Raw genomic sequence first — 19,002 nt, 5'->3', positions numbered from 1 at the left:
GCGATGAATAAAATCACCCATTACTTCAAGAGCCTGCTGCTGCTCGAGCTGCTCGGCGGCCTGTGGCTGACCTTGAAGTACACGTTCCGTCCCAAGTACACCGTGCTGTACCCGATGGAGAAGTTCCCGCAGTCGCCGCGCTTCCGCGGCCTGCACGCGCTGCGCCGCTATCCCAACGGCGAAGAGCGCTGCATCGCCTGCAAGCTGTGCGAGGCGGTGTGCCCGGCGCTGGCGATCACCATCGACTCGACCAAGCGCGAGGACGGCACCCGCCGCACCACCCGCTACGACATCGACCTGTTCAAGTGCATCTACTGCGGCTTCTGCGAGGAAAGCTGCCCGGTGGATTCGATCGTGGAGACCCAGGTGCTGGAGTACCACTTCGAAAAGCGCGGCGAGAACATCGTCACCAAGCCGCAGTTGCTGGCGATCGGAGACCGGCTCGAGGCCGAGATCGCCGAGCGCCGCGCTGCCGACGCTCCCTTCCGCTGAGGTTCCGAAATGGATTGGGTCAATATCGCTTTCTGGATCTTCGCCACCATCGCCGCGGTCGCCGCCGGCGCGGTGATCAGCGTGCGCAACCCCGTGTACGCGGTGCTGTGCCTGATCCTGACGTTCTTCTCCATCGCCTGCGTGTGGCTGCTGGTGGGCGCCGAGTTCCTGGGCGTGACCCTGGTGCTGGTCTACGTCGGCGCGGTGATGGTGCTGTTCCTGTTCGTGGTGATGATGCTGGACATCGACACCGCCCGCATGCGCGAAGGCTGGGTGCGCTACCTGCCGGTCGGCCTGGTGGTGGCTGTGGCGATGCTGGTGCAGATGGTCACCCTGATCGGCGTAAAGGCGCGCAGCGCGGCGCCGTTCCCGGCCGACAACGCCGCGGCGCAGGCCGCCGACACCTCCAACATCACCTGGCTGGCCAAGACCCTGTTCACCCAGTTCCTGCTGCCGTTCGAGTTCGCCGCGATCATCCTGACCGTGGCGGTCGTGGCCGCCGTGATGCTGACCCTGCGCAAGCGCACCGGCATCAAGACCCAGAACCCGGGCGACCAGTCGCGGGTCAAGGCCGGCGACCGTCTGCGCATGGTCAAGATGGCCGCCGAAAAGCCCACGCTCCACACTCCGCCGGCATCGCAGGAGGGCCAGCCATGATCTCCCTAGGCCATCTGCTGGCGCTCGGCGCGGTGCTGTTCTGCATCGCCCTGGCCGGCATCTTCCTCAACCGCAAGAACGTCATCGTGCTGCTGATGTCGATCGAGCTGATGCTGCTGTCGGTCAACATCAACTTCGTCGCCTTCTCGCGCGAGCTCGGCGACGCCGCCGGCCAGTTGTTCGTGTTCTTCATCCTGACCGTGGCCGCGGCCGAAGCCGCCATCGGCCTCGCGATCCTGGTGACGCTGTTCCGTACCCGCCACACGATCAACGTGGCCGAAGTCGATTCGCTGAAGGGCTGACCTGCAGATGGAAATTACGCTCTCCAAGAGTCTGCTGATCGCGGTGGTGCTGGCCCCGCTGGTCGGCAGCATCATCGCCGGCCTGTTCGGCCGTCAGGTCGGCCGCAAGGGCGCGCAGTTCGCCACCATCCTCGGCGTCGCGGTCAGCTGCGCGCTGTCGTGCTGGACCCTGTACCAACTGGTCGGGCAGGGCGCCTCGCCGTTCAACCAGAACCTCTACACCTTCTTCGAGGTCGGCCACTATTCGGCCCACGTCGGCTTCATGGTCGACCGCCTGACCGCGATGATGATGGTGGTGGTGACCTTCGTGTCGCTGCTGGTGCACATCTACACCATCGGCTACATGGCCGACGATCCGGGCTACCAGCGCTTCTTCAGCTACATCTCGCTGTTCACCTTCTCGATGCTGAGCCTGGTGATGAGCAACAACTTCCTGCAGCTGTTCTTCGGCTGGGAAGCGGTGGGCCTGGTGTCGTACCTGCTGATCGGCTTCTGGTTCAAGCGCCCGACCGCGGTGTTCGCCAACATGAAGGCGTTCCTGGTCAACCGCGTCGGCGACTTCGGTTTCATCCTCGGCATCGCCGGCGTGCTGCTGTGGTTCGGCACGCTGGACTACGCCAGCGTGTTCGCCAACGCCACCGCGGTGCTGGGCAGCGATGCCGCCGGCGGTCTGGCCCAGGTGCAGCTGTTCCAGGGTCATGCCTGGAACGTCTCCACCATCATCTGCGTGTGCCTGTTCATCGGCGCCATGGGCAAGTCGGCGCAGGTGCCGCTGCACGTGTGGCTGCCGGACTCGATGGAAGGCCCGACTCCGATCTCGGCACTGATCCATGCCGCGACCATGGTCACCGCCGGCATCTTCATGGTGGCGCGCATGTCGCCGCTGTTCGAACTGTCGCAGACCGCGCTGAACTTCGTGCTGGTCGTCGGTGCCACCACCGCGTTCTTTACCGGCCTGATCGGCATCGTGCAGAACGACATCAAGCGCGTGGTCGCCTACTCGACGCTGTCGCAGCTGGGCTACATGACCGTGGCGCTGGGCGTGTCGGCGTACTCGGCCGCGGTGTTCCACCTGATGACCCACGCCTTCTTCAAGGCGCTGCTGTTCTTGGCGGCCGGCTCGGTGATCATCGGCATGCACCACGAGCAGGACATGCGCAAGATGGGCGGCCTGCGCAAGTACATGCCGATCACCTACTGGACCAGCGTGATCGGTACCCTGGCGCTGGTCGGCACCCCGTTCTTCGCCGGCTTCTATTCCAAGGACACCATCATCGAGGCGGCGCAGCACCACGCGCACACCTCGCATGGCTGGATTGCGACCTACGGCTACTGGGCCGTGCTCGGCGGCGTGCTGATCACCAGCTTCTACAGCTTCCGCCTGCTGTTCCTGACCTTCCACGGCCAGGAGCGCTTCCGCGATGCGCATGCGCACGACGTGCACGCCCACCACGACAGCGCGCACACCGACGCCGAGGCGCAGGCCCATGCACACGATGCGCACGACGCGCATGCGCATGACGACCACCACGGCCATCATGGCGCGCACGAACCGCACGAGTCGCCGTGGGTGGTGACGGTGCCGCTGATCCTGCTGGCGATTCCGTCGATCGCGATCGGTTTCTTCACCATCGGCCCGATGCTGTTCGGTACCGACTGGGCGGGGCACCATGCCGCGGCGGCGATCAAGGGCCAGGCGGTCAGCTTCTTCACCGGCATCGTCGATTTCTACGATCCGGCGCGCGACACCGTCGGTGCGCTGGCCGAGGAGTTCCACGGCCCGGTCGCGTTCGCCCTGCACGGCCTGACCCAGCCGCCGTTCTTCCTGACCCTGGCCGGCTTCGCCCTGGCCTGGATCCTGTACCTGTGGAAGCCGGAGCTGGCGGCGAAAGCGCGCAAGACCTTCTCGGTGCCGGTGTGGATCCTCGAGAACAAGTACGGTTTCGACAAGCTCTGGATCGGCGGTTTCGCCGGCGGCGGCGTGCGCCTGGGCAAGGTGTCGCGCGCGGTGGATACGCATGTCGTGGACGGCGTCATGGTCAACGGCACCGCACGCGTGATCGACCTGGCGGCCAACCTGCTGCGTCGCACTCAATCCGGTTTCCTCTATCACTACGCCTTCGCGATGATCGTCGGTCTCATTGCCCTGCTGGGCGTGCTGATGCATTTCTGGCGTTGACCTGTACGGAATAAGAACACGTGTCGAACTGGCCTCTACTCTCCATCCTGATCTGGCTGCCGATCATCGGCGGCGCCCTGGTGCTCGCCCTGCGTGATGCGCGTGCGGCGCGCTGGGCGTCGCTGCTGGTGGCGTTGCTGACCTTCGCGCTCAGCCTGCCGCTGCTCACCGGTTTCGACTACGCCAGCGACGCGCTGCAGTTCGTCGAGACCCATGCCTGGATCCCGGCATACGACATCGGCTACAACCTCGGCGCCGACGGTATCGCGGTGGCGCTGATCGTGCTGACCACGCTGGTCACGGTGCTGGCGCTGATCGGCGCGTGGACCTCGATCGACAAGCGCGTCAACCAGTACGTGGCCGCGTTCCTGATCCTGGAAGGCGTCACCGTCGGCATCTTCTCCGCCACCGACGCGATGCTGTTCTACGTGTTCTTCGAGGCGATGCTGATCCCGATGTTCCTGATTATCGGCATCTGGGGCGGCCCGCGCCGCATCTACGCCGCGGTCAAGTTCTTCCTGTACACCTTCCTCGGCTCGGTGCTGATGCTGGTCGGGTTGATCTACCTGTACCTGAAGGGCGGCAGCTTCCAGCTCGCCGACCTGTACCAGCTGTCGCTGACCTCGAAGGAGCAGACCTGGCTGTTCTTCGCCTTCCTGATCGCCTTCGCGGTCAAGGTGCCGATGTTCCCGGTGCACACCTGGCTGCCGGACGCGCACGTGGAAGCGCCGACCGCCGGTTCGGTGATCCTGGCGGCGATCGCGCTGAAGATCGGCGGTTACGGCTTCCTGCGCTTCAACCTGCCGATCCTGCCCGACGCCAGCAACGAGTGGGCGTGGCTGGTGATCGCGCTGTCGTTGATCGCCGTGATCTACGTCGGCCTGGTCGCCCTGGTCCAGGACGACATGAAGAAGCTGATCGCCTACTCGTCGATCGCGCACATGGGCTTCGTCACCCTCGGCACCTTCGTGGCCTTCGCCCTGGTGGGCTTCGGCAGCACCGATGCGGCCCGGTTGGGCCTGCAGGGCGCGATGGTGCAGATGATCTCGCACGGCTTCGTGTCCGGCGCCATGTTCTCCTGCGTCGGCGTGCTGTACGACCGCATGCACACCCGCCGCATCGCCGACTACGGCGGCGTGGTCAACGTGATGCCGTGGTTCGCGACCTTCGCGATGCTGTTCTTCATGGCCAATGCGGGCCTGCCGGGCACCAGCGGCTTCGTCGGCGAGTTCATGGTCATCATGGCCAGCTTCCAGGCGCATCCGCTGCTGGCCTTCGGCGCGGCGACCACCCTGGTGATCACCGCCGCCTACACCCTGTGGCTGTACCGCCGCGTGTTCTTCGGCGAGGTCGCCAATGCGCACGTGGCCGAGCTGAAGGACATCAACGGCCGCGAGGCGCTGGTGCTTGGCGTGTTCGCGCTCGGCGTGCTGGCCCTGGGCCTGTATCCGAAGCCGTTGACCGACCTGATGGAGCCCTCGATCGCGAAGCTGGCGGCGCAGATCGCCACCAGCAAGCTGTAAGCGGCCGTCGAGCGTATTGATTCCAGAGATTTGATGATGACCACCCCTGCGCTGCTGCCTCTGACCACCGTCGACCTGCCGCCCCTGCTGCCCGAGCTGGTGCTGACCGCCGGTGCCTTCTTCCTGCTGATGCTCGATCTGTTCATCAGCGAGCGCAACAAGGCCTGGACCCACATCGTCTCGGTGGCGATCCTGGTCGCGGTGTTCGCGATGCTGCTGGCCGGCGTGGGCGGGCAGGGCGAGGTGTTCAACGGCATGTTCGTGCGCGACGCCGCCGCCGACGTGATGAAGACGGTGATCGTCGGCCTCAGCGCGCTGACCCTGATCTACGGCTGGAGCTACCTGCGCGAGCGCAAGCTGTACCAGGGCGAGATCCCGGTGCTTGTGCTGTTCGCCACGGTCGGCATGATGATCCTGGTCTCGGCCGGCAGCCTGCTGATGGTCTATCTGGGCCTGGAACTGCTGGCGCTGTGCTCCTACGCGCTGGTCGCCTCCAACCGCGACAACGGCATGGCCACCGAGGCGGCGATGAAGTACATCGTGCTCGGTTCGCTGGCCTCGGGCCTGCTGCTGTACGGCATGTCGCTGATCTACGGCGCCACCGGCACGCTGAGCCTGAGCGGCATCCACGAGGCGATCGGCAACGGCCGCGAGCACATGCTGCTGCTGACCGGCACGGTGTTCATGATCGCCGGCGTCGCCTTCAAGCTCGGCGCTGCGCCGTTCCACATGTGGCTGCCGGACGTCTACCAGGGCGCCCCGGCGCCGATCGCGCTGTTCATCAGTTCGGCGTCCAAGCTGGCCGCGTTCGGCATGGCCTACCGCCTGCTGGAAGTGGGCGTGGGCCCGCTGGCGGCGCAGTGGCACTGGGTGATCGGCGGCCTGGCGGCGCTGTCGCTTGTGGTCGGCAACCTGATGGCGGTGGCGCAGAGCAATCTCAAGCGCATGCTGGCGTATTCCACGGTCTCGCACATCGGCTTCCTGCTGCTGGGCGTGGCCGGCGGCGGCGAGCGCGGCTACGCGGCGGCGCTGTTCTACGCGATCTGCTATGCGGTGATGTCCACCGCCTCGTTCGGCGCGATCATCGCGCTGTCGCGCAAGGGCTTCGAGGCCGAGAACATCGACGACTTCAAGGGCCTGAACGCGCGCAACCCGTGGATGGCGCTGCTGGTGCTGTGCATCATGGCTTCGCTGGCCGGCGTGCCGCCGTTCCTGGGCTTCTGGGCCAAGCTGGCGGTGCTGGGCGCGGTCGTCGCGGTGCCCGAGCAGAACCTGTGGTGGACCGGCCTGGCGGTGCTGTCGGTGCTGTGTGCGGTGATCGGCGCCTTCTACTACCTGCGCGTGATCAAGGTGATGTATTTCGACGAGCCGGTCGGCACGCCGCTGCCGGCCAACGACGACCGCGTGCTGGGCGTGGCGCTGGGCGTCAACGCGCTGGGCTTGCTTGCCTTCGGCTTGGCCTGGAGCCCGCTGATGGCGTGGTGCCAGCGCGCCTTCGCGCACCTGGCCTGATCGCGAAAGGGCGGTTTTCCCGCTGTTTCCCGCCAACGCCGCCGCAAGGCGGCGTTGGCGTTTCTGCATTCGGCGATGCGATTGGTGTTTCGTTTTCCATCGCGTGCGGTTATCATGGCGTCCTTCGAACGGCAGCGTCGCTACCGCATCGAGATGAAAATCAGGGCTTGCAATTGACGCACTGATTCTTCATAATTCCGCTTCTGCTGCGGGGTGGAGCAGTCTGGCAGCTCGTCGGGCTCATAACCCGAAGGTCGCAGGTTCAAATCCTGCCCCCGCTACCATCTTTGTCTGCAGCGGCAACCAGTGCATCGGTTGTCTGCGGCAGGGAAGTTTGGGCTTCGCGATGACGCATGTTCCCGTCGTCGCAACCGGAATCCAGCGTGACCGGAGTTTTACCGGACAAGGGGCCCAGAGGGCCCTTTGTCGTTTCCGGGGTCCGGGAAATGCACGCAACCGATACTTCAACTCTTCAGATGCAAGGCAGGCTGTGAGCGACAAGGCAAACGAAATCGCGACTCTGCTGGGCCCGACCGTGGATGCGTTGGGCCTGGAACTGCTGGGCGCGGAATATCTTCCGGCCCCCGGCGGCGCCACGCTGCGCCTGTATATCGACGTGCCGCTGGCCGAGCAGCCCGAGCGCATCGTCAACATCGACGATTGCGAGCGGGTCAGCCGCGAGGTGTCGGCACAACTGGACGTGGAAGACCCGATCAGCGGCAACTACACGCTGGAAGTGTCCTCGCCGGGCGTGGACCGGCCGCTGTTCAGTGCCGAACAGTTTTCCCGCCATCTGGGCGAATCGGCCAAGGTGGTGCTGAAGTTGCCGCAGCAGGGCCGTCGGCGCCTGCAGGGGCGCATCGCGCAGGTCGACGCCGCTGCCGGCCGCATCACCTTCGAGGTCGACGGCGCCCAACTGTCGGTGGACTTCGACAACATCGACAAGGCGCGGATCATGCCCGACTGGGCGGCGCTGGGTCTGGCGCCGACCAAGCCGGGCAAGGGCCCGAAGCCGGCCGGCAAGAACGCAAAATCCAATAAGAAACCATCCAACGAACCGGCGGCCGACGAGGCTGCGCGCGGAGCGAAAGAATGAGCAAGGAACTGTTGCTGGTAGTCGACGCGGTGGCCAACGAAAAGGGCGTGCCGCGCGAAGTGATCTTCGACGCGATCGAGGCCGCATTGGCGTCGGCGGCGAAGAAGCGCTACCCCGACCAGGACGTGCTGACGCGCGTCACCATCGACCACAAGGACGGCACCTACGAGACCTTCCGGCGTTGGGAAGTGGTGGCCGACGACGTGGTGATGGAATCGCCGGACCGGCAGATCCGCCTGATGGACGCGGTCGACGAGGCCGAGGGCGTGGACGTCGGCGACTACATCGAAGAGCAGATCGAGAATCCGGACTTCGGCCGCATCGCCGCGCAGGCCGCCAAGCAGGTGATCGTGCAGCGCGTGCGCGAGGCCGAGCGCCAGCAGGTGGTGGACGCGTGGAAGGATCGCGTCGGCGAACTGGTCACCGGCGTGGTCAAGCGCGCCGAGCGCGGCAACATCTACGTGGACCTGGGCGGCAACGCCGAGGCCTTCATTCCCAAGGACAAGGGCATCCCGCGCGACGTGCTGCGCGCCGGCGACCGCGTGCGCGGCTACCTGGCCGAAGTGCGTTCGGAGCCGCGCGGCCCGCAGCTGTTCATCAGCCGCGCCGCGCCGGAATTCATGATCGAGCTGTTCAAGCTGGAAGTGCCGGAAGTGGGCCAGGGCCTGGTCGAGATCAAGGCCTGCGCGCGCGATCCGGGCGACCGCGCCAAGATCGCGGTGCTGGCGCACGACACCCGCACCGATCCGATCGGCGCCTGCATCGGCATGCGCGGTTCGCGCGTGCAGGCGGTGTCCAACGAGCTCAACGGCGAGCGCGTGGACATCGTGCTGTGGAACGACAATCCGGCCAATTTCGTCATCAACGCGATGGCGCCGGCCGAGGTGCAGTCGATCATCGTCGATGAAGAAAAGCACTCGATGGACCTGGCGGTGGCGGAAGACCGCCTGGCCCAGGCGATCGGCAAGGGCGGCCAGAACGTGCGCCTGGCCAGTCGCCTGACCGGCTGGCAACTCAACGTGATGACCGCCGAGCAGGTCGCGGCCAAGTCCGAGGCCGAGCAGGCCGTGGCCCGCCAGCTGTTCATGGACAAGCTGGAAGTGGACGAGGAGATCGCCGCCATCCTGGTCGCCGAGGGCTTCAACTCGGTCGAGGAAATCGCCTACGTGCCCGTTGGCGAGTTGCTGGCGGTGGAAGGCTTCGACGAGGACATCGTCGAGGAACTGCGCGCGCGTGCCCGCGACGCGCTGCTCAACGAGGCGCTGGCCGCCGAGGAGAGCGACGACGACGGCGTGCCGGCGGCGGACCTGCTGTCGCTGCCGGGCATGGACGAAGCCACCGCCTACGCGCTGGCCGGCCATGGCGTACGTACCAGCGAGGACCTGTCGGATCTGGCTGCCGACGAAATCCTCGAGTTCGGCATCGAGGACCTGGACAAGGACCGCGCCGCGGCCCTGATCCTGGCCGCCCGCGCCGAGGAGATCGCCCGCCTGGAGCGCGGCGAATGAGTCAGCGATGAATGCCGCCCTGACCCGATCAGGGCTTAGAATCCGCGCTACCTTCGCACGCGGCGAGGGGGCGCCAACCAGATCATAGGATCCGAATGTCGCAGCAAACCACCATCCGCAAGCTGGCCGAACTGGTGAATACGCCGGTCGAGAAACTGCTGGTTCAACTGGCTGACGCCGGGATGAAGTTCAGCGGTCCCGACCAGGTCGTCACCAGCACCGAAAAGATGAAGCTGCTGGGCTTCCTGCGCCGTACCCACGGCAAGACCGACAAGCCGGTCGAGGAAGAGGCCCAGGCGGCGCCGAAGAAGATCACCCTGAACCGGCGCAAGCTGCAGGAAGTGACGGTCAGCGCCGGGCGCAGCAAGACCACGGTCAACGTCGAGGTCCGGCAGAAGCGCACCTACGTGAAGTCGGCCGAGGACCTGGCCGCCGAGCGTGCGGCGCCGTCCGCGGGCGGACGGGTGGACGACGAGCGCGCCGAGATCCTGCGCAAGCTGGAGGAATCCAAGCAGCGCAATCTGGCCGAGCAGCAGAAGCTCGCCGAGCAGGACCGTGCGCGCGCCGAGGAAATCGAGCGCAAGCGCAAGGCCGAGCAGGAAGCGCGCGAGCGCGCCGAGGCCGAGCAGCGTGCGGCCCAGGCCGCGCTGGACGCCGAGTCGGCGCCGCCGGCTGCGGCGCCGTCCGCGCCTGCCGCCGACCGCAACGCCGCCGCCGCCGCGCCCCGCGCGCCGCGTCCGCCGATGGCGCCGCGTCCGGCCGGTGCCGCGCATCCGGCCAAGCCGGCCGCGCCGCGCAGCGACGACCGCAACAATGCCAACAACAAGCACAAGACCCGCGGCTCGCACGTGATGGTCGCCGGGGTCGAGGACGACGACAGCACCAGCCGCTTCGCCGGCCAGCTGCATCTGTCCGCGGCCGACCGCGCGCGCCGTTCCAACGTGCGCGGCAAGCCGCGTGGCGGCAGCCACAGCGGTGGCCGTCGCCAGGCCGAACCGTCGCGCAGCGGCGGCGGCGCGCACGGCTTCGAACGTCCGACCGCACCGGTGGTGCGTGAAGTGGCGATCGGCGACACCATCACCGTGGCCGACCTGGCGCAGAAGCTCGCGCTGAAGGGTGGCGATGTGGTCAAGGCGCTGTTCAAGATGGGCGTGATGGCCACCATCACCCAGTCCATCGACCACGACACCGCGGCGCTGGTGACCGAAGAACTCGGCCACAAGCCGGTGCGTGCGGGCAGTGCCGACGCCGAGGACGCGCTGCTGGCGCACACCGAGGACGCGCAGGGCGAGAAGCTGCCGCGGCCGCCGGTGGTCACCATCATGGGCCACGTCGACCACGGCAAGACCTCGCTGCTGGACTACATCCGCCGCACCAAGGTCGCCTCGGGCGAAGCCGGCGGCATCACCCAGCACATCGGCGCGTACCACGTCGAAACCGACCGCGGCGTCATCAGCTTCCTGGATACCCCGGGCCATGCCGCGTTCACCTCGATGCGCGCACGCGGCGCCAAGCTCACCGACATCGTGGTGCTGGTGGTCGCGGCCGACGACGGCGTGATGCCGCAGACGGTCGAGGCGGTCAAGCATGCGAAGGCGGCCGGCGTGCCGCTGATCGTGGCGGTCAACAAGATCGACAAGTCCGGTGCCGATCCGCTGCGGGTCAAGAACGAGCTGCTGGCGCAGGACGTGGTCGCCGAAGAATTCGGTGGCGACACCCAGTTCGTCGAACTCTCGGCCAAGACCGGCCAGGGCATCGACGTGCTGCTGGACGCGATCTCGCTGCAGGCCGAAGTGCTGGAACTGCGGGCAGTGGCCGAAGGCCGCGCCAGCGGCGTGGTGATCGAGTCCTCGCTGGACAAGGGCCGCGGCCCGGTGGCGACGGTGCTGGTGCAGCAGGGCGCGCTGAAGAAGGGCGACTACCTGGTGTGCGGCATCCAGTACGGCCGCGTGCGTGCGCTGTTCGACGAGACCGGCAAGCAGCCGGATTCGGCCGGCCCGTCGATCCCGGTGCAGGTGCTCGGCCTGTCCGGCGTGCCGGATGCCGGCGACGACTTCGTGGTCGTCGACGACGAGCGCCTGGCCAAGGACGTGGCGCAGCAGCGCGAGACCAAGCGCCGCGAGTCGCGCCTGGTGTCCTCGGCGGGCAGCCGCATGGAAGACATCATGTCGCAGCTCGGCAAGGGCGAAGGCCAGCTGTCGCTGAACCTGGTGATCAAGGCCGACGTGCAGGGTTCGGTGGAAGCGCTGAAGCAGTCGCTGACCGCGTTGTCCAACGAGCAGATCCGCATCAACGTGATCCACTCCGGCGTGGGCGGCATCACCGAGTCCGACGCGAATTCGGCGCTGGCCTCCAAGGCCACGGTGATCGGCTTCAACGTGCGTGCCGACGCCTCGGCGCGGCGCATCATCGAGACCAACGGCATCGACCTGCGGTACTTCTCGATCATCTACGACGTGATCGACCAGGTGAAGCAGGTGGCGTCCGGCCTGCTGGGCGTGGAGATCCGCGAAGAGATCATCGGTATCGCCCAGGTGCGCGACGTGTTCCGCAGCTCCAAGTTCGGCGCCGTCGCCGGCTGCATGGTCGTGGAGGGCGTGGTCAAGCGCAACAAGCCGATCCGCGTGCTGCGCGACAACACCGTGGTGTTCGAGGGCGAGCTGGAATCGCTGCGTCGCTTCAAGGAGAACGTCGACGAAGTGCGCAACGGCACCGAGTGCGGTATCGGCGTGAAGGCCTACAACGACGTCAAGGCCGGCGACCAGATCGAGTGCTTCGAGCGCATCGAAGTGCAGCGCACGCTGTAAGAGCCGGGAATCGGGAATCGGGATTGGGGAATGGGAAGAGCGGGGCGCTGCAGGTGCGTCGCTCGTCCCGGACCCTTCCCGGTTTCTTTATTCCGAACAGAGAGATTTTCGCTATGCCCACCAAATCCTTTCACCGTACCGATCGCGTGTCCGCGCAGATCCGTCGCGACCTCGGCACGATCGTGCATGCGGCCGTGCGCGATCACGGCCTGCCGTCGGTCAGCGTGTCCGACGTCGAAGTCACCCGCGATCTGGCCCATGCCAAGGTGTTCGTCACCGCACTGATGCAGGAGCGCTCGGCCGAGGCGGTCAAGGGCCTGAAGGAGCTGGCGCCGCAGCTGCGCAGCGAGTTGGCGCGGGCGATGAAGCTGCGCCATGTGCCCGAACTGCATTTCCACTACGACGATTCGGTCGATCGCGGCGAGCGCATCGACAATCTGCTGCGCGACATGCCGGAACTGCAGCAGGAGCAGGGCGACGACGGCCATGCCGCCGACGACGCCGAAGCAACGCCGCGCAAGGACTGAGTCCGCTGCCGACGCCGCGGCGTCGGCGTCCATTGTTTAAGTGCGGGCGCCGAACGCGAGCGTCCCGTTTCGCAGTCGCGATCGCGGCGCTCTTTCATCCGTCTGGCGTCACGCTGTTCAATGCGTGCCGTTCGCCTGCGCCATGCCGGGCCCGGATCCGCCAATCCCGACTCTCCAATCTCCAATCCCGCCCGCCCCCCATGCCCGTCTTCGGCCCGCGCCTGCCCCGTATCGTCTTCCGTCGCCTCGACGGCATCGTACTGCTCGACAAGCCGATCGGCATGAGTTCCAACGCGGCGCTGCAGGCGGCGCGGCGGCTGTTCCGTGCGGAGAAGGGCGGCCACACCGGCAGCCTGGATCCACTCGCCACCGGGCTGCTGCCGCTGTGCTTCGGCGAGGCGACCAAGCTGGCCGGGCTGCTGCTCGGCTCGGCCAAGGCCTACGAAGCGGAGGTCGTGCTCGGCGTCACCACCGACAGCGACGATGCCGAGGGCACCGTGCTGCGGACCCGGCCGGTGCCGCCGCTGGACGCGGCCGCACTGGAGGCGGCGCTGGCACCGCTGCGCGGGAGCATCCGCCAACGCGCGCCGATCTATTCCGCGCTCAAGCAGGGCGGCGAGCCGCTGTACGTCAAGGCGCGCCGCGGCGAGGCGATCGAGGCGCCGGAGCGCGAGGTCGAGGTGCATGCGATCGACGTGCTTGCCCATGCCGGCGACCGCCTGCGCCTGCACGTGGCCTGCGGGTCCGGCACCTATATCCGCAGCCTGGCCCGCGACCTGGGCGAGGCGCTGGGCTGCGGCGCGCATATCGCCGCGCTGCGGCGGCTGTGGGTGGAGCCGTTCCGGACGCCGCAGATGGTCACCCTGGAGCACCTGCAGCACCTGGCCGCGCAGGATCCGGCGGCGCTGGAGGCGCTGGTGCTGCCGCTGGCCGCCGGCCTGGCCGATTTCCCGCCGCTGCGCCTGGAACATGCTGCGGCGCAGCGCTTCCGCATGGGCCAGCGCCTGCGCGATCCGGCCTGGGCGCCCGGCCTGGCCGCGGTGTTCGACGCCGACGGCGTCCCGCTGGGCCTGGGCCAAGTCGATGCGAGCGGGCTGCTGGCGCCGCAGCGCATGTTCAATCCGTGACCGCGCAGCGGTCGCGCGGGGTGTTACCTGACTGTCGTTCAGTCATGACGCCGTCTTAACGCCTTGTTCCTCCGGGCCGAGGCCGGTACAATTTCGCGGCCTTTCCGGCACGCTGCGCTCCGGCGCAATCCTTCGCAATCGGCGAGCCAGGCGGTGCGTCCTCTGCACGTTCCTGCCGGCCCCGCATCTCAGAGAAAAATCCCATGTCCATCGACACCCAGAAAGTCATCGAAGAAAACAAGCGCGGCGCTGCCGACACCGGTTCGCCGGAAGTCCAGGTCGCCCTGCTGACCGCCCGCATCGAACTGCTGACCGGCCACTTCAAGACCCACAAGAAGGACCACCACAGCCGCCGCGGCCTGCTGCAGATGGTCAACCGCCGCCGCAGCCTGCTCGACTATCTGAAGAAGAAGGATGGCGAGCGCTACAAGGCGCTGATCGAGAAGCTCGGCCTGCGTCGCTGAGTCAACGAACCCCACCGCGGCGCAGCGATGCGCCGCGGTTTTGTTTTGGGTAGTACCGTGGCCCGGGGATCGCTCCGCGCCACCGGCCGGATCCTCCCGGCCACCCGCCAGCGGCATGGGCCGTCAGCGGTCCATTTGCAGACAGCATCATCCAAGGAAACCCCGTGGCAAAAATCACCAAAACCTTCCAGTACGGCAAGCACACCGTCACCCTCGAAACCGGCGAGATCGCCCGCCAGGCCGGCGGTGCCGTCATCGTCAAGATGGACGACACCGTACTGCTGGTCACCGCCGTCGCCGCCAAGAGCGCGCGCGAAGGTCAGGACTTCTTCCCGCTGACGGTCGACTATCAGGAGAAGTTCTACGCCGGCGGCCGCATCCCCGGCGGCTTCTTCAAGCGCGAGGGCCGTGCGACCGAGAAGGAGACGCTGATTTCGCGTCTGATCGACCGTCCGATCCGTCCGCTGTTCCCGGAGGATTACAAGAACGAAGTGCAGATCATCGCCACGGTGATGTCGATGAACCCGGACATCGACGGCGACATCGCCGCGCTGATCGGCGCCTCGGCCGCCCTGTCGCTGGCCGGCACCCCGTTCAAGGGCCCGATCGGCGCCGCCAAGGTCGGCTACAAGAACGGCGAGTACATCCTCAACCCGACCGTGTCGGATCTGAAGGAGTCGCAGCTGGAACTGGTCGTCGCCGGTACCGCCAACGCCGTGCTGATGGTCGAATCCGAAGCCGCGCTGCTGTCGGAAGAAGTGATGCTGGGCGCGGTCACCTTCGGCCACCGCGAGATGCAGAAGGTCATCAACGCGATCAACGAACTGACCGTCGAAGCAGGCACCAAGCCGTCCGACTGGGTCGCCCCGGCCAAGAACGAAGCCATGATCGCCGCGCTGAAGGAAGCGGTTGGCGATCAGCTGGCGTCGGCTTTCCAGGTGCGCGACAAGCTGCAGCGCCGCGATGCCATCTCGGCGCTCAAGAAGGACGTGCTGGCGCAGCTGGCGCCGCGTGCCGCCGCCGAAGGCTGGGTCGCTGCCGACCTGTCCAAGGAGTTCGGTGAGCTGGAATACCAGACCATGCGCGGTTCGGTGCTGAGCACCAAGGTGCGCATCGACGGCCGTGCGCTGGACACCGTGCGCCCGATCAGCGTGCAGGCCGGCGTGCTGCCGCGTACCCACGGCTCGGCGCTGTTCACCCGCGGCGAGACCCAGGCGATCGTGGTCACCACGCTGGGCACCGCCCGCGACGGCCAGGTGATCGACGCGGTCTCCGGCGAGTACAAGGAAAACTTCCTGTTCCATTACAACTTCCCCCCGTACTCGGTGGGCGAGTGCGGCCGCTTCGGCGCGCCCAAGCGTCGCGAGATCGGCCACGGCCGCCTCGCCAAGCGCGGCGTGCTGGCGGTGATGCCGACCATGGAAGAGTTCCCGTATACCATCCGCGTGGTCTCGGAAATCACCGAATCCAACGGCTCCTCGTCGATGGCCTCGGTCTGCGGTTCGTCGCTGGCGCTGATGGACGCCGGCGTGCCGGTGAAGGCGCCGGTGGCCGGTATCGCCATGGGCCTGGTGAAGGAAGGCAACGACTTCGTGGTGCTGTCGGACATCCTGGGCGATGAAGATCACCTGGGCGACATGGACTTCAAGGTCGCCGGTACCGCCGATGGCGTGTCCGCGCTGCAGATGGACATCAAGATCGAAGGCATCACCGAGGAGATCATGAAGCAGGCCCTGGCGCAGGCCAAGGCCGGCCGCCTGCACATCCTCGGCGAGATGGCCAGCGCGCTGACCACCCCGCGTGCGGAGCTGAGCGACTACGCGCCGCGCCTGCTGACGATCAAGATCCACCCGGACAAGATCCGCGAAGTGATCGGCAAGGGCGGTTCGACCATCCAGGCGATCACCAAGGAAACCGGCACCCAGATCGATATCCAGGACGACGGCACCATCGTCATCGCCTCGGTCAATGCGATCGCCGCGCAGGCCGCCAAGTCGCGCATCGAGCAGATCACCTCGGACGTCGAGCCGGGCCGCATCTACGAAGGCAAGGTCGCCAAGATCATGGACTTCGGCGCGTTCGTGACCATCCTGCCGGGCAAGGACGGCCTGGTGCACGTCTCGCAGATCTCCAGCGAGCGCGTGGAGAAGGTCGGCGACAAGCTGAAGGAAGGCGACGTGGTCAAGGTCAAGGTGCTGGAAGTCGACAAGCAGGGCCGCATCCGCCTGTCGATGAAGGCCGTGGAAGAAGGCGAGGGCGCGTCGGCCGAATAAGCCGCACGTTGCCAGCGTCGTCTCAGGAAAAAGCGGGCTTCGGCCCGCTTTTTTCTTGCCTGGCGTTTGCGCAGGCGCGACGGGGCGTCAACGGTCACATCCTGTCGCGGCTGAAGCCGCTCCTGCACAGGAAGGCGGAGCATTTGGCCCGCGACTTGGCCGAGGCTGTCAGCGATCGCTGGAGAGCATCTGCAGGTGCGCTGACAGCGGCCCAGGGCCGGCGAGAGCGGTGTCGCGCGTCCGTAGCGCACGCTTCCGTCGCTTCCGTAGGAGCGGCTTCAGCCGCGACCAGACCGGCATGACGATCTGTTGAGAATGCCTGGGGGGTGATCCCGAACCAGGGACCAGCGCCGCGCCCGCGGTGGACGTTCTTCAGCCGCCGCCGTCTTCGATCGCCGGATAGCGCGCCAGATGCGCCGACAGCGGCCCGGGGTGGGCCAGCTGGTAGCCCTGGCCGTAGCGCGCACCCAGCGCCTGCAGCGTCGCCAGTTCGCTCTCGGTCTCGATGCCTTCGACGACCACGTCGGCATTGGTTTCCGCGGCGAAGGAGAGGATCGCCATCGCCAGCCGCTGCCGGCGCGGTTCGGCGTCGATGCCGCGGGTCAGGGTCAGGTCCAGCTTGATGATGTCCGGCGCCAGGTGCAGCAGATGGCGCAGGCTGGCGAAGCCGGTACCGGCGTCGTCCAGGGCGATGCGCAGGCCCTGCCGCTGCAGCAGGCCGATGTGCTCGGACAGGCGTGGGTAATCCGGCGCCTGCAATTGTTCGGTGATTTCCAGCACGATCCGCGACAGGTCGTGGCCGTGCAGCAGCGCCTGCAGTTGCGGATGCAGCAGCGTGGGTGCGGACACGTTGATCGCCAGATACAGCGGCGCCGGCAAGTGCGCCAGCAGCTCCAGCGCCTTGCGCGCGGCGGCCAGCTCCAGTTCCAGTCCCAGCCCGACCCGGCTGGCATCGTCGAACCAGCGCAGTGGCGGCAGCGCCGGATTGGCCGGAAAGCGCGACAGTGCCTCCACGCCGACGATGCGTTGCGATGCCAGTGCCAGCACTGGCTGGGTCACGATCTGCAGGCGCGTCTCGGCGATGGTTTCGCGGATGCGGGTGGCGATCGCCGCCTTCTCGCGGAATGCGTGTTTCTCCATGTCCTGGCGGCGCGCGATGTCGGTCTGCAGTGCGGCGCGGTCCATCGCCAGCGCCAGCGTCGCGCCGACCAGGGTCGCCAGCAGTTCCAGCGTGCGCACGTCCTGCGCGCTGTAGGCGTTGGGTTGCGGCGCGAGGACCTTGAGCACGCCGATGCTGCGGTCGCCGTAGCGCAGCGGCACCACCAGCATCGAGCGCAAACCGATGCGCCGGCAGGCCGCGCGGTCGACCCGCGGATCGACTTCCGAATCGTCGCAGCGCAGGACCTCGCCGGTCCGCATGCACAGCCCCGACAGGCTGCCGTTGCTGGGCAGACGCAGGCCGAGGTGGCGCTCGGCGACGCCGCTGGCCGACCAGTACAGCATGTCCTTGCCGTCGCACATCTCCACCACGGCGCCGTTGGAGCGGGTCAGCTCCTGCGCGCGGCGGGTGACCACGTCGACCACCTGCAGCGGATCGCCGCCGGCCGCGGCGATTTCGCCCTGCGCCAGGATGATGCGCGACAGCAGCGCCGCGTCGTCCTGGGTGGCGGCGGCGTGCTGGATGAGGTCCGAAATGTCGGATGCCTTGGCCATGTCCGCATCATGTGGCAGTGCGTCGGAGGACGGCAATCGCGCGGCGCGCGCCTCGCCTGGGCAGCGTGCGGAACTGATCGCTCCATCACGCTGCGCGCGTGTGCGTGTGCGTGTGCGTGCTCAGTCGCCAGCGCCACCCTTGCGCGGCTTGCCGTACAGGCTGCGCAACTCGTCCTTGGCCTGCTCCAGGATCTGGCGGCGCTGCGCCGGCAACTGGTCGCCGGCGCGATTGATGTAGAAGGTCAGCATCGACATGGCCGAGCGATACGGACCGGTGCGGCGGCGGGCGTGCAGGTCGGCCGACTGCTTGAGCGCGCGCGCGATCGCGGCCGGGTCGTTGCCTTCGAACACGTTCGGCGCGACGCCGAGCGACTGTTGCGCGTCGCTGCTGCGGCGCTGGCTGAGGTCGGTGCTGGAGAGCGAAGGGCTGCTCTGTGCCATTGGTGATGCTCCTTGGCGATGGCGTGTGGAGAGGTACAACGCATGCGCAGTCCCACAGTGCAGGACCCGATGGCGGATGCCGCCGCCATCGCTGCCGCACGCCGCGAGGCAACGGCAGTTCGACGTCGATGGGAGACGAAGGCGGACGCTGCGCGAACGCGCGCCGCCGCGATCGCGTGCGCGGGTCGTGAAGCGTCCCGCGCGCGTGATGGGCGATGCCGTTGTTCGCTGGTGTTGCCGTGCCGCATTCCGTTCCCAGAAGCGAAGCTTGTGCGTGATGCGCAAACGCTAGGCCTGGATACGTGACGCCGTCGACAACATAACCGCGCTGCGCGGAGCGAGTGGTAGACATTATCTCGTTCGATGAACGCTTAATGGAAA

Annotated in this window: 15 protein-coding genes and 1 tRNA gene; 14 read left to right on the top strand and 2 right to left on the bottom strand. The window is 67.1% G+C overall.

All coding sequences use genetic code 11. From position 1 onward, the window contains the following. Positions 1–3 precede the first annotated feature (3 nt). The 14 genes from nuoI to pnp all read left to right on the top strand — a co-directional run bounded on the left by nuoI (position 4) and on the right by pnp (position 16,467). Positions 4–492, top strand: coding sequence for an NADH-quinone oxidoreductase subunit NuoI (gene nuoI, locus AC1PMG_RS14390; protein ID WP_012915532.1), 489 nt, complete (start codon positions 4–6; stop codon positions 490–492). Positions 493–501: 9 nt separating this feature from the next. Next, positions 502–1,149, top strand: coding sequence for an NADH-quinone oxidoreductase subunit J (locus tag AC1PMG_RS14385; protein ID WP_017908130.1), 648 nt, complete (start codon positions 502–504; stop codon positions 1,147–1,149). Continuing rightward, a complete protein-coding gene (nuoK, locus tag AC1PMG_RS14380; RefSeq protein WP_017908131.1) occupies positions 1,146–1,451 on the top strand; it encodes an NADH-quinone oxidoreductase subunit NuoK in 306 nt (101 codons plus the stop codon). Before AC1PMG_RS14385 ends, nuoK begins: the two co-directional genes overlap by 4 nt. A gap of 7 nt (positions 1,452–1,458) precedes the next feature. Further along, on the top strand, positions 1,459–3,630 hold the full coding sequence (gene nuoL / locus AC1PMG_RS14375; RefSeq protein ID WP_043092567.1) for an NADH-quinone oxidoreductase subunit L: 2,172 nt from the start codon (positions 1,459–1,461) through the stop codon (positions 3,628–3,630). A 20-nt stretch (positions 3,631–3,650) separates the two neighbouring features. After that, positions 3,651–5,153, top strand: coding sequence for an NADH-quinone oxidoreductase subunit M (locus AC1PMG_RS14370; RefSeq protein ID WP_043092566.1), 1,503 nt, complete (start codon positions 3,651–3,653; stop codon positions 5,151–5,153). A gap of 36 nt (positions 5,154–5,189) precedes the next feature. Continuing rightward, positions 5,190–6,665 carry an NADH-quinone oxidoreductase subunit NuoN gene (nuoN, locus tag AC1PMG_RS14365; RefSeq protein ID WP_342073827.1) on the top strand — a complete coding sequence of 492 codons (1,476 nt, stop codon included), beginning with the start codon at positions 5,190–5,192 and terminating at the stop codon, positions 6,663–6,665. 207 nt (positions 6,666–6,872) lie between these two features. After that, positions 6,873–6,949, top strand: a tRNA-Met gene (locus AC1PMG_RS14360). Between the two features lie 206 nt (positions 6,950–7,155). Beyond that, positions 7,156–7,761 carry a ribosome maturation factor RimP gene (rimP, locus tag AC1PMG_RS14355; protein ID WP_481109336.1) on the top strand — a complete coding sequence of 202 codons (606 nt, stop codon included), beginning with the start codon at positions 7,156–7,158 and terminating at the stop codon, positions 7,759–7,761. Continuing rightward, a complete protein-coding gene (gene nusA / locus AC1PMG_RS14350; protein WP_017908136.1) occupies positions 7,758–9,269 on the top strand; it encodes a transcription termination factor NusA in 1,512 nt (503 codons plus the stop codon). Before rimP ends, nusA begins: the two co-directional genes overlap by 4 nt. Before the next feature lie 95 nt (positions 9,270–9,364). Then, the gene (gene infB / locus AC1PMG_RS14345; protein WP_295936286.1) at positions 9,365–12,076 is read left to right on the top strand and encodes a translation initiation factor IF-2; all 2,712 of its coding nucleotides are present in this window, start codon (positions 9,365–9,367) and stop codon (positions 12,074–12,076) included. Between the two features lie 113 nt (positions 12,077–12,189). Continuing rightward, the gene (gene rbfA / locus AC1PMG_RS14340) at positions 12,190–12,603 is read left to right on the top strand and encodes a 30S ribosome-binding factor RbfA (RefSeq protein WP_481109335.1); all 414 of its coding nucleotides are present in this window, start codon (positions 12,190–12,192) and stop codon (positions 12,601–12,603) included. Positions 12,604–12,803: 200 nt separating this feature from the next. Beyond that, positions 12,804–13,730, top strand: coding sequence for a tRNA pseudouridine(55) synthase TruB (gene truB / locus AC1PMG_RS14335; RefSeq protein ID WP_481109334.1), 927 nt, complete (start codon positions 12,804–12,806; stop codon positions 13,728–13,730). Between the two features lie 203 nt (positions 13,731–13,933). Then, positions 13,934–14,194 (top strand): 30S ribosomal protein S15, encoded by a 261-nt coding sequence (gene rpsO / locus AC1PMG_RS14330; RefSeq protein ID WP_003467392.1) that lies wholly within the window; start codon positions 13,934–13,936, stop codon positions 14,192–14,194. Positions 14,195–14,358: 164 nt separating this feature from the next. Then, positions 14,359–16,467, top strand: a complete 2,109-nt coding sequence (gene pnp / locus AC1PMG_RS14325) for a polyribonucleotide nucleotidyltransferase (RefSeq protein ID WP_481109333.1) — start codon at positions 14,359–14,361, stop codon at positions 16,465–16,467. 372 nt (positions 16,468–16,839) lie between these two features. On the opposite strand, the gene AC1PMG_RS14320 is transcribed toward pnp, so the two are convergent. Further along, the gene (locus AC1PMG_RS14320) at positions 16,840–18,180 is read right to left on the bottom strand and encodes a sensor domain-containing phosphodiesterase (RefSeq protein WP_481109332.1); all 1,341 of its coding nucleotides are present in this window, start codon (positions 18,178–18,180) and stop codon (positions 16,840–16,842) included. Between the two features lie 120 nt (positions 18,181–18,300). Beyond that, entirely contained in the window at positions 18,301–18,621 is a 321-nt protein-coding gene (locus tag AC1PMG_RS14315; RefSeq protein ID WP_481109331.1) for a DUF3175 domain-containing protein, read from the bottom strand. Between the last annotated feature and the right edge of the window lie 381 nt (positions 18,622–19,002).

This window comes from Xanthomonas sp. NCPPB 2250 (assembly GCF_056725265.1).
The sequence above is the reverse complement of the archived record's forward strand: the minus strand, read 5'-3'. Positions and strand labels throughout refer to the sequence as shown.

Excerpts from the sequence above, each read along its gene's own strand:
- nuoI (WP_012915532.1), top strand. The coding sequence starts at position 4 with ATGAATAAAATCACCCATTACTTCAAGAGCCTGCTGCTGCTCGAGCTG.
- AC1PMG_RS14385 (WP_017908130.1), top strand. The coding sequence starts at position 502 with ATGGATTGGGTCAATATCGCTTTCTGGATCTTCGCCACCATCGCCGCG.
- nuoK (WP_017908131.1), top strand. The coding sequence starts at position 1,146 with ATGATCTCCCTAGGCCATCTGCTGGCGCTCGGCGCGGTGCTGTTCTGC.
- nuoL (WP_043092567.1), top strand. The coding sequence starts at position 1,459 with ATGGAAATTACGCTCTCCAAGAGTCTGCTGATCGCGGTGGTGCTGGCC.
- nuoN (WP_342073827.1), top strand. The coding sequence starts at position 5,190 with ATGACCACCCCTGCGCTGCTGCCTCTGACCACCGTCGACCTGCCGCCC.
- nusA (WP_017908136.1), top strand. The coding sequence starts at position 7,758 with ATGAGCAAGGAACTGTTGCTGGTAGTCGACGCGGTGGCCAACGAAAAG.
- infB (WP_295936286.1), top strand. The coding sequence starts at position 9,365 with ATGTCGCAGCAAACCACCATCCGCAAGCTGGCCGAACTGGTGAATACG.
- rbfA (WP_481109335.1), top strand. The coding sequence starts at position 12,190 with ATGCCCACCAAATCCTTTCACCGTACCGATCGCGTGTCCGCGCAGATC.
- truB (WP_481109334.1), top strand. The coding sequence starts at position 12,804 with ATGCCCGTCTTCGGCCCGCGCCTGCCCCGTATCGTCTTCCGTCGCCTC.
- rpsO (WP_003467392.1), top strand. The coding sequence starts at position 13,934 with ATGTCCATCGACACCCAGAAAGTCATCGAAGAAAACAAGCGCGGCGCT.
- AC1PMG_RS14320 (WP_481109332.1), bottom strand. The coding sequence starts at position 18,180 with ATGGCCAAGGCATCCGACATTTCGGACCTCATCCAGCACGCCGCCGCC.
- AC1PMG_RS14315 (WP_481109331.1), bottom strand. The coding sequence starts at position 18,621 with ATGGCACAGAGCAGCCCTTCGCTCTCCAGCACCGACCTCAGCCAGCGC.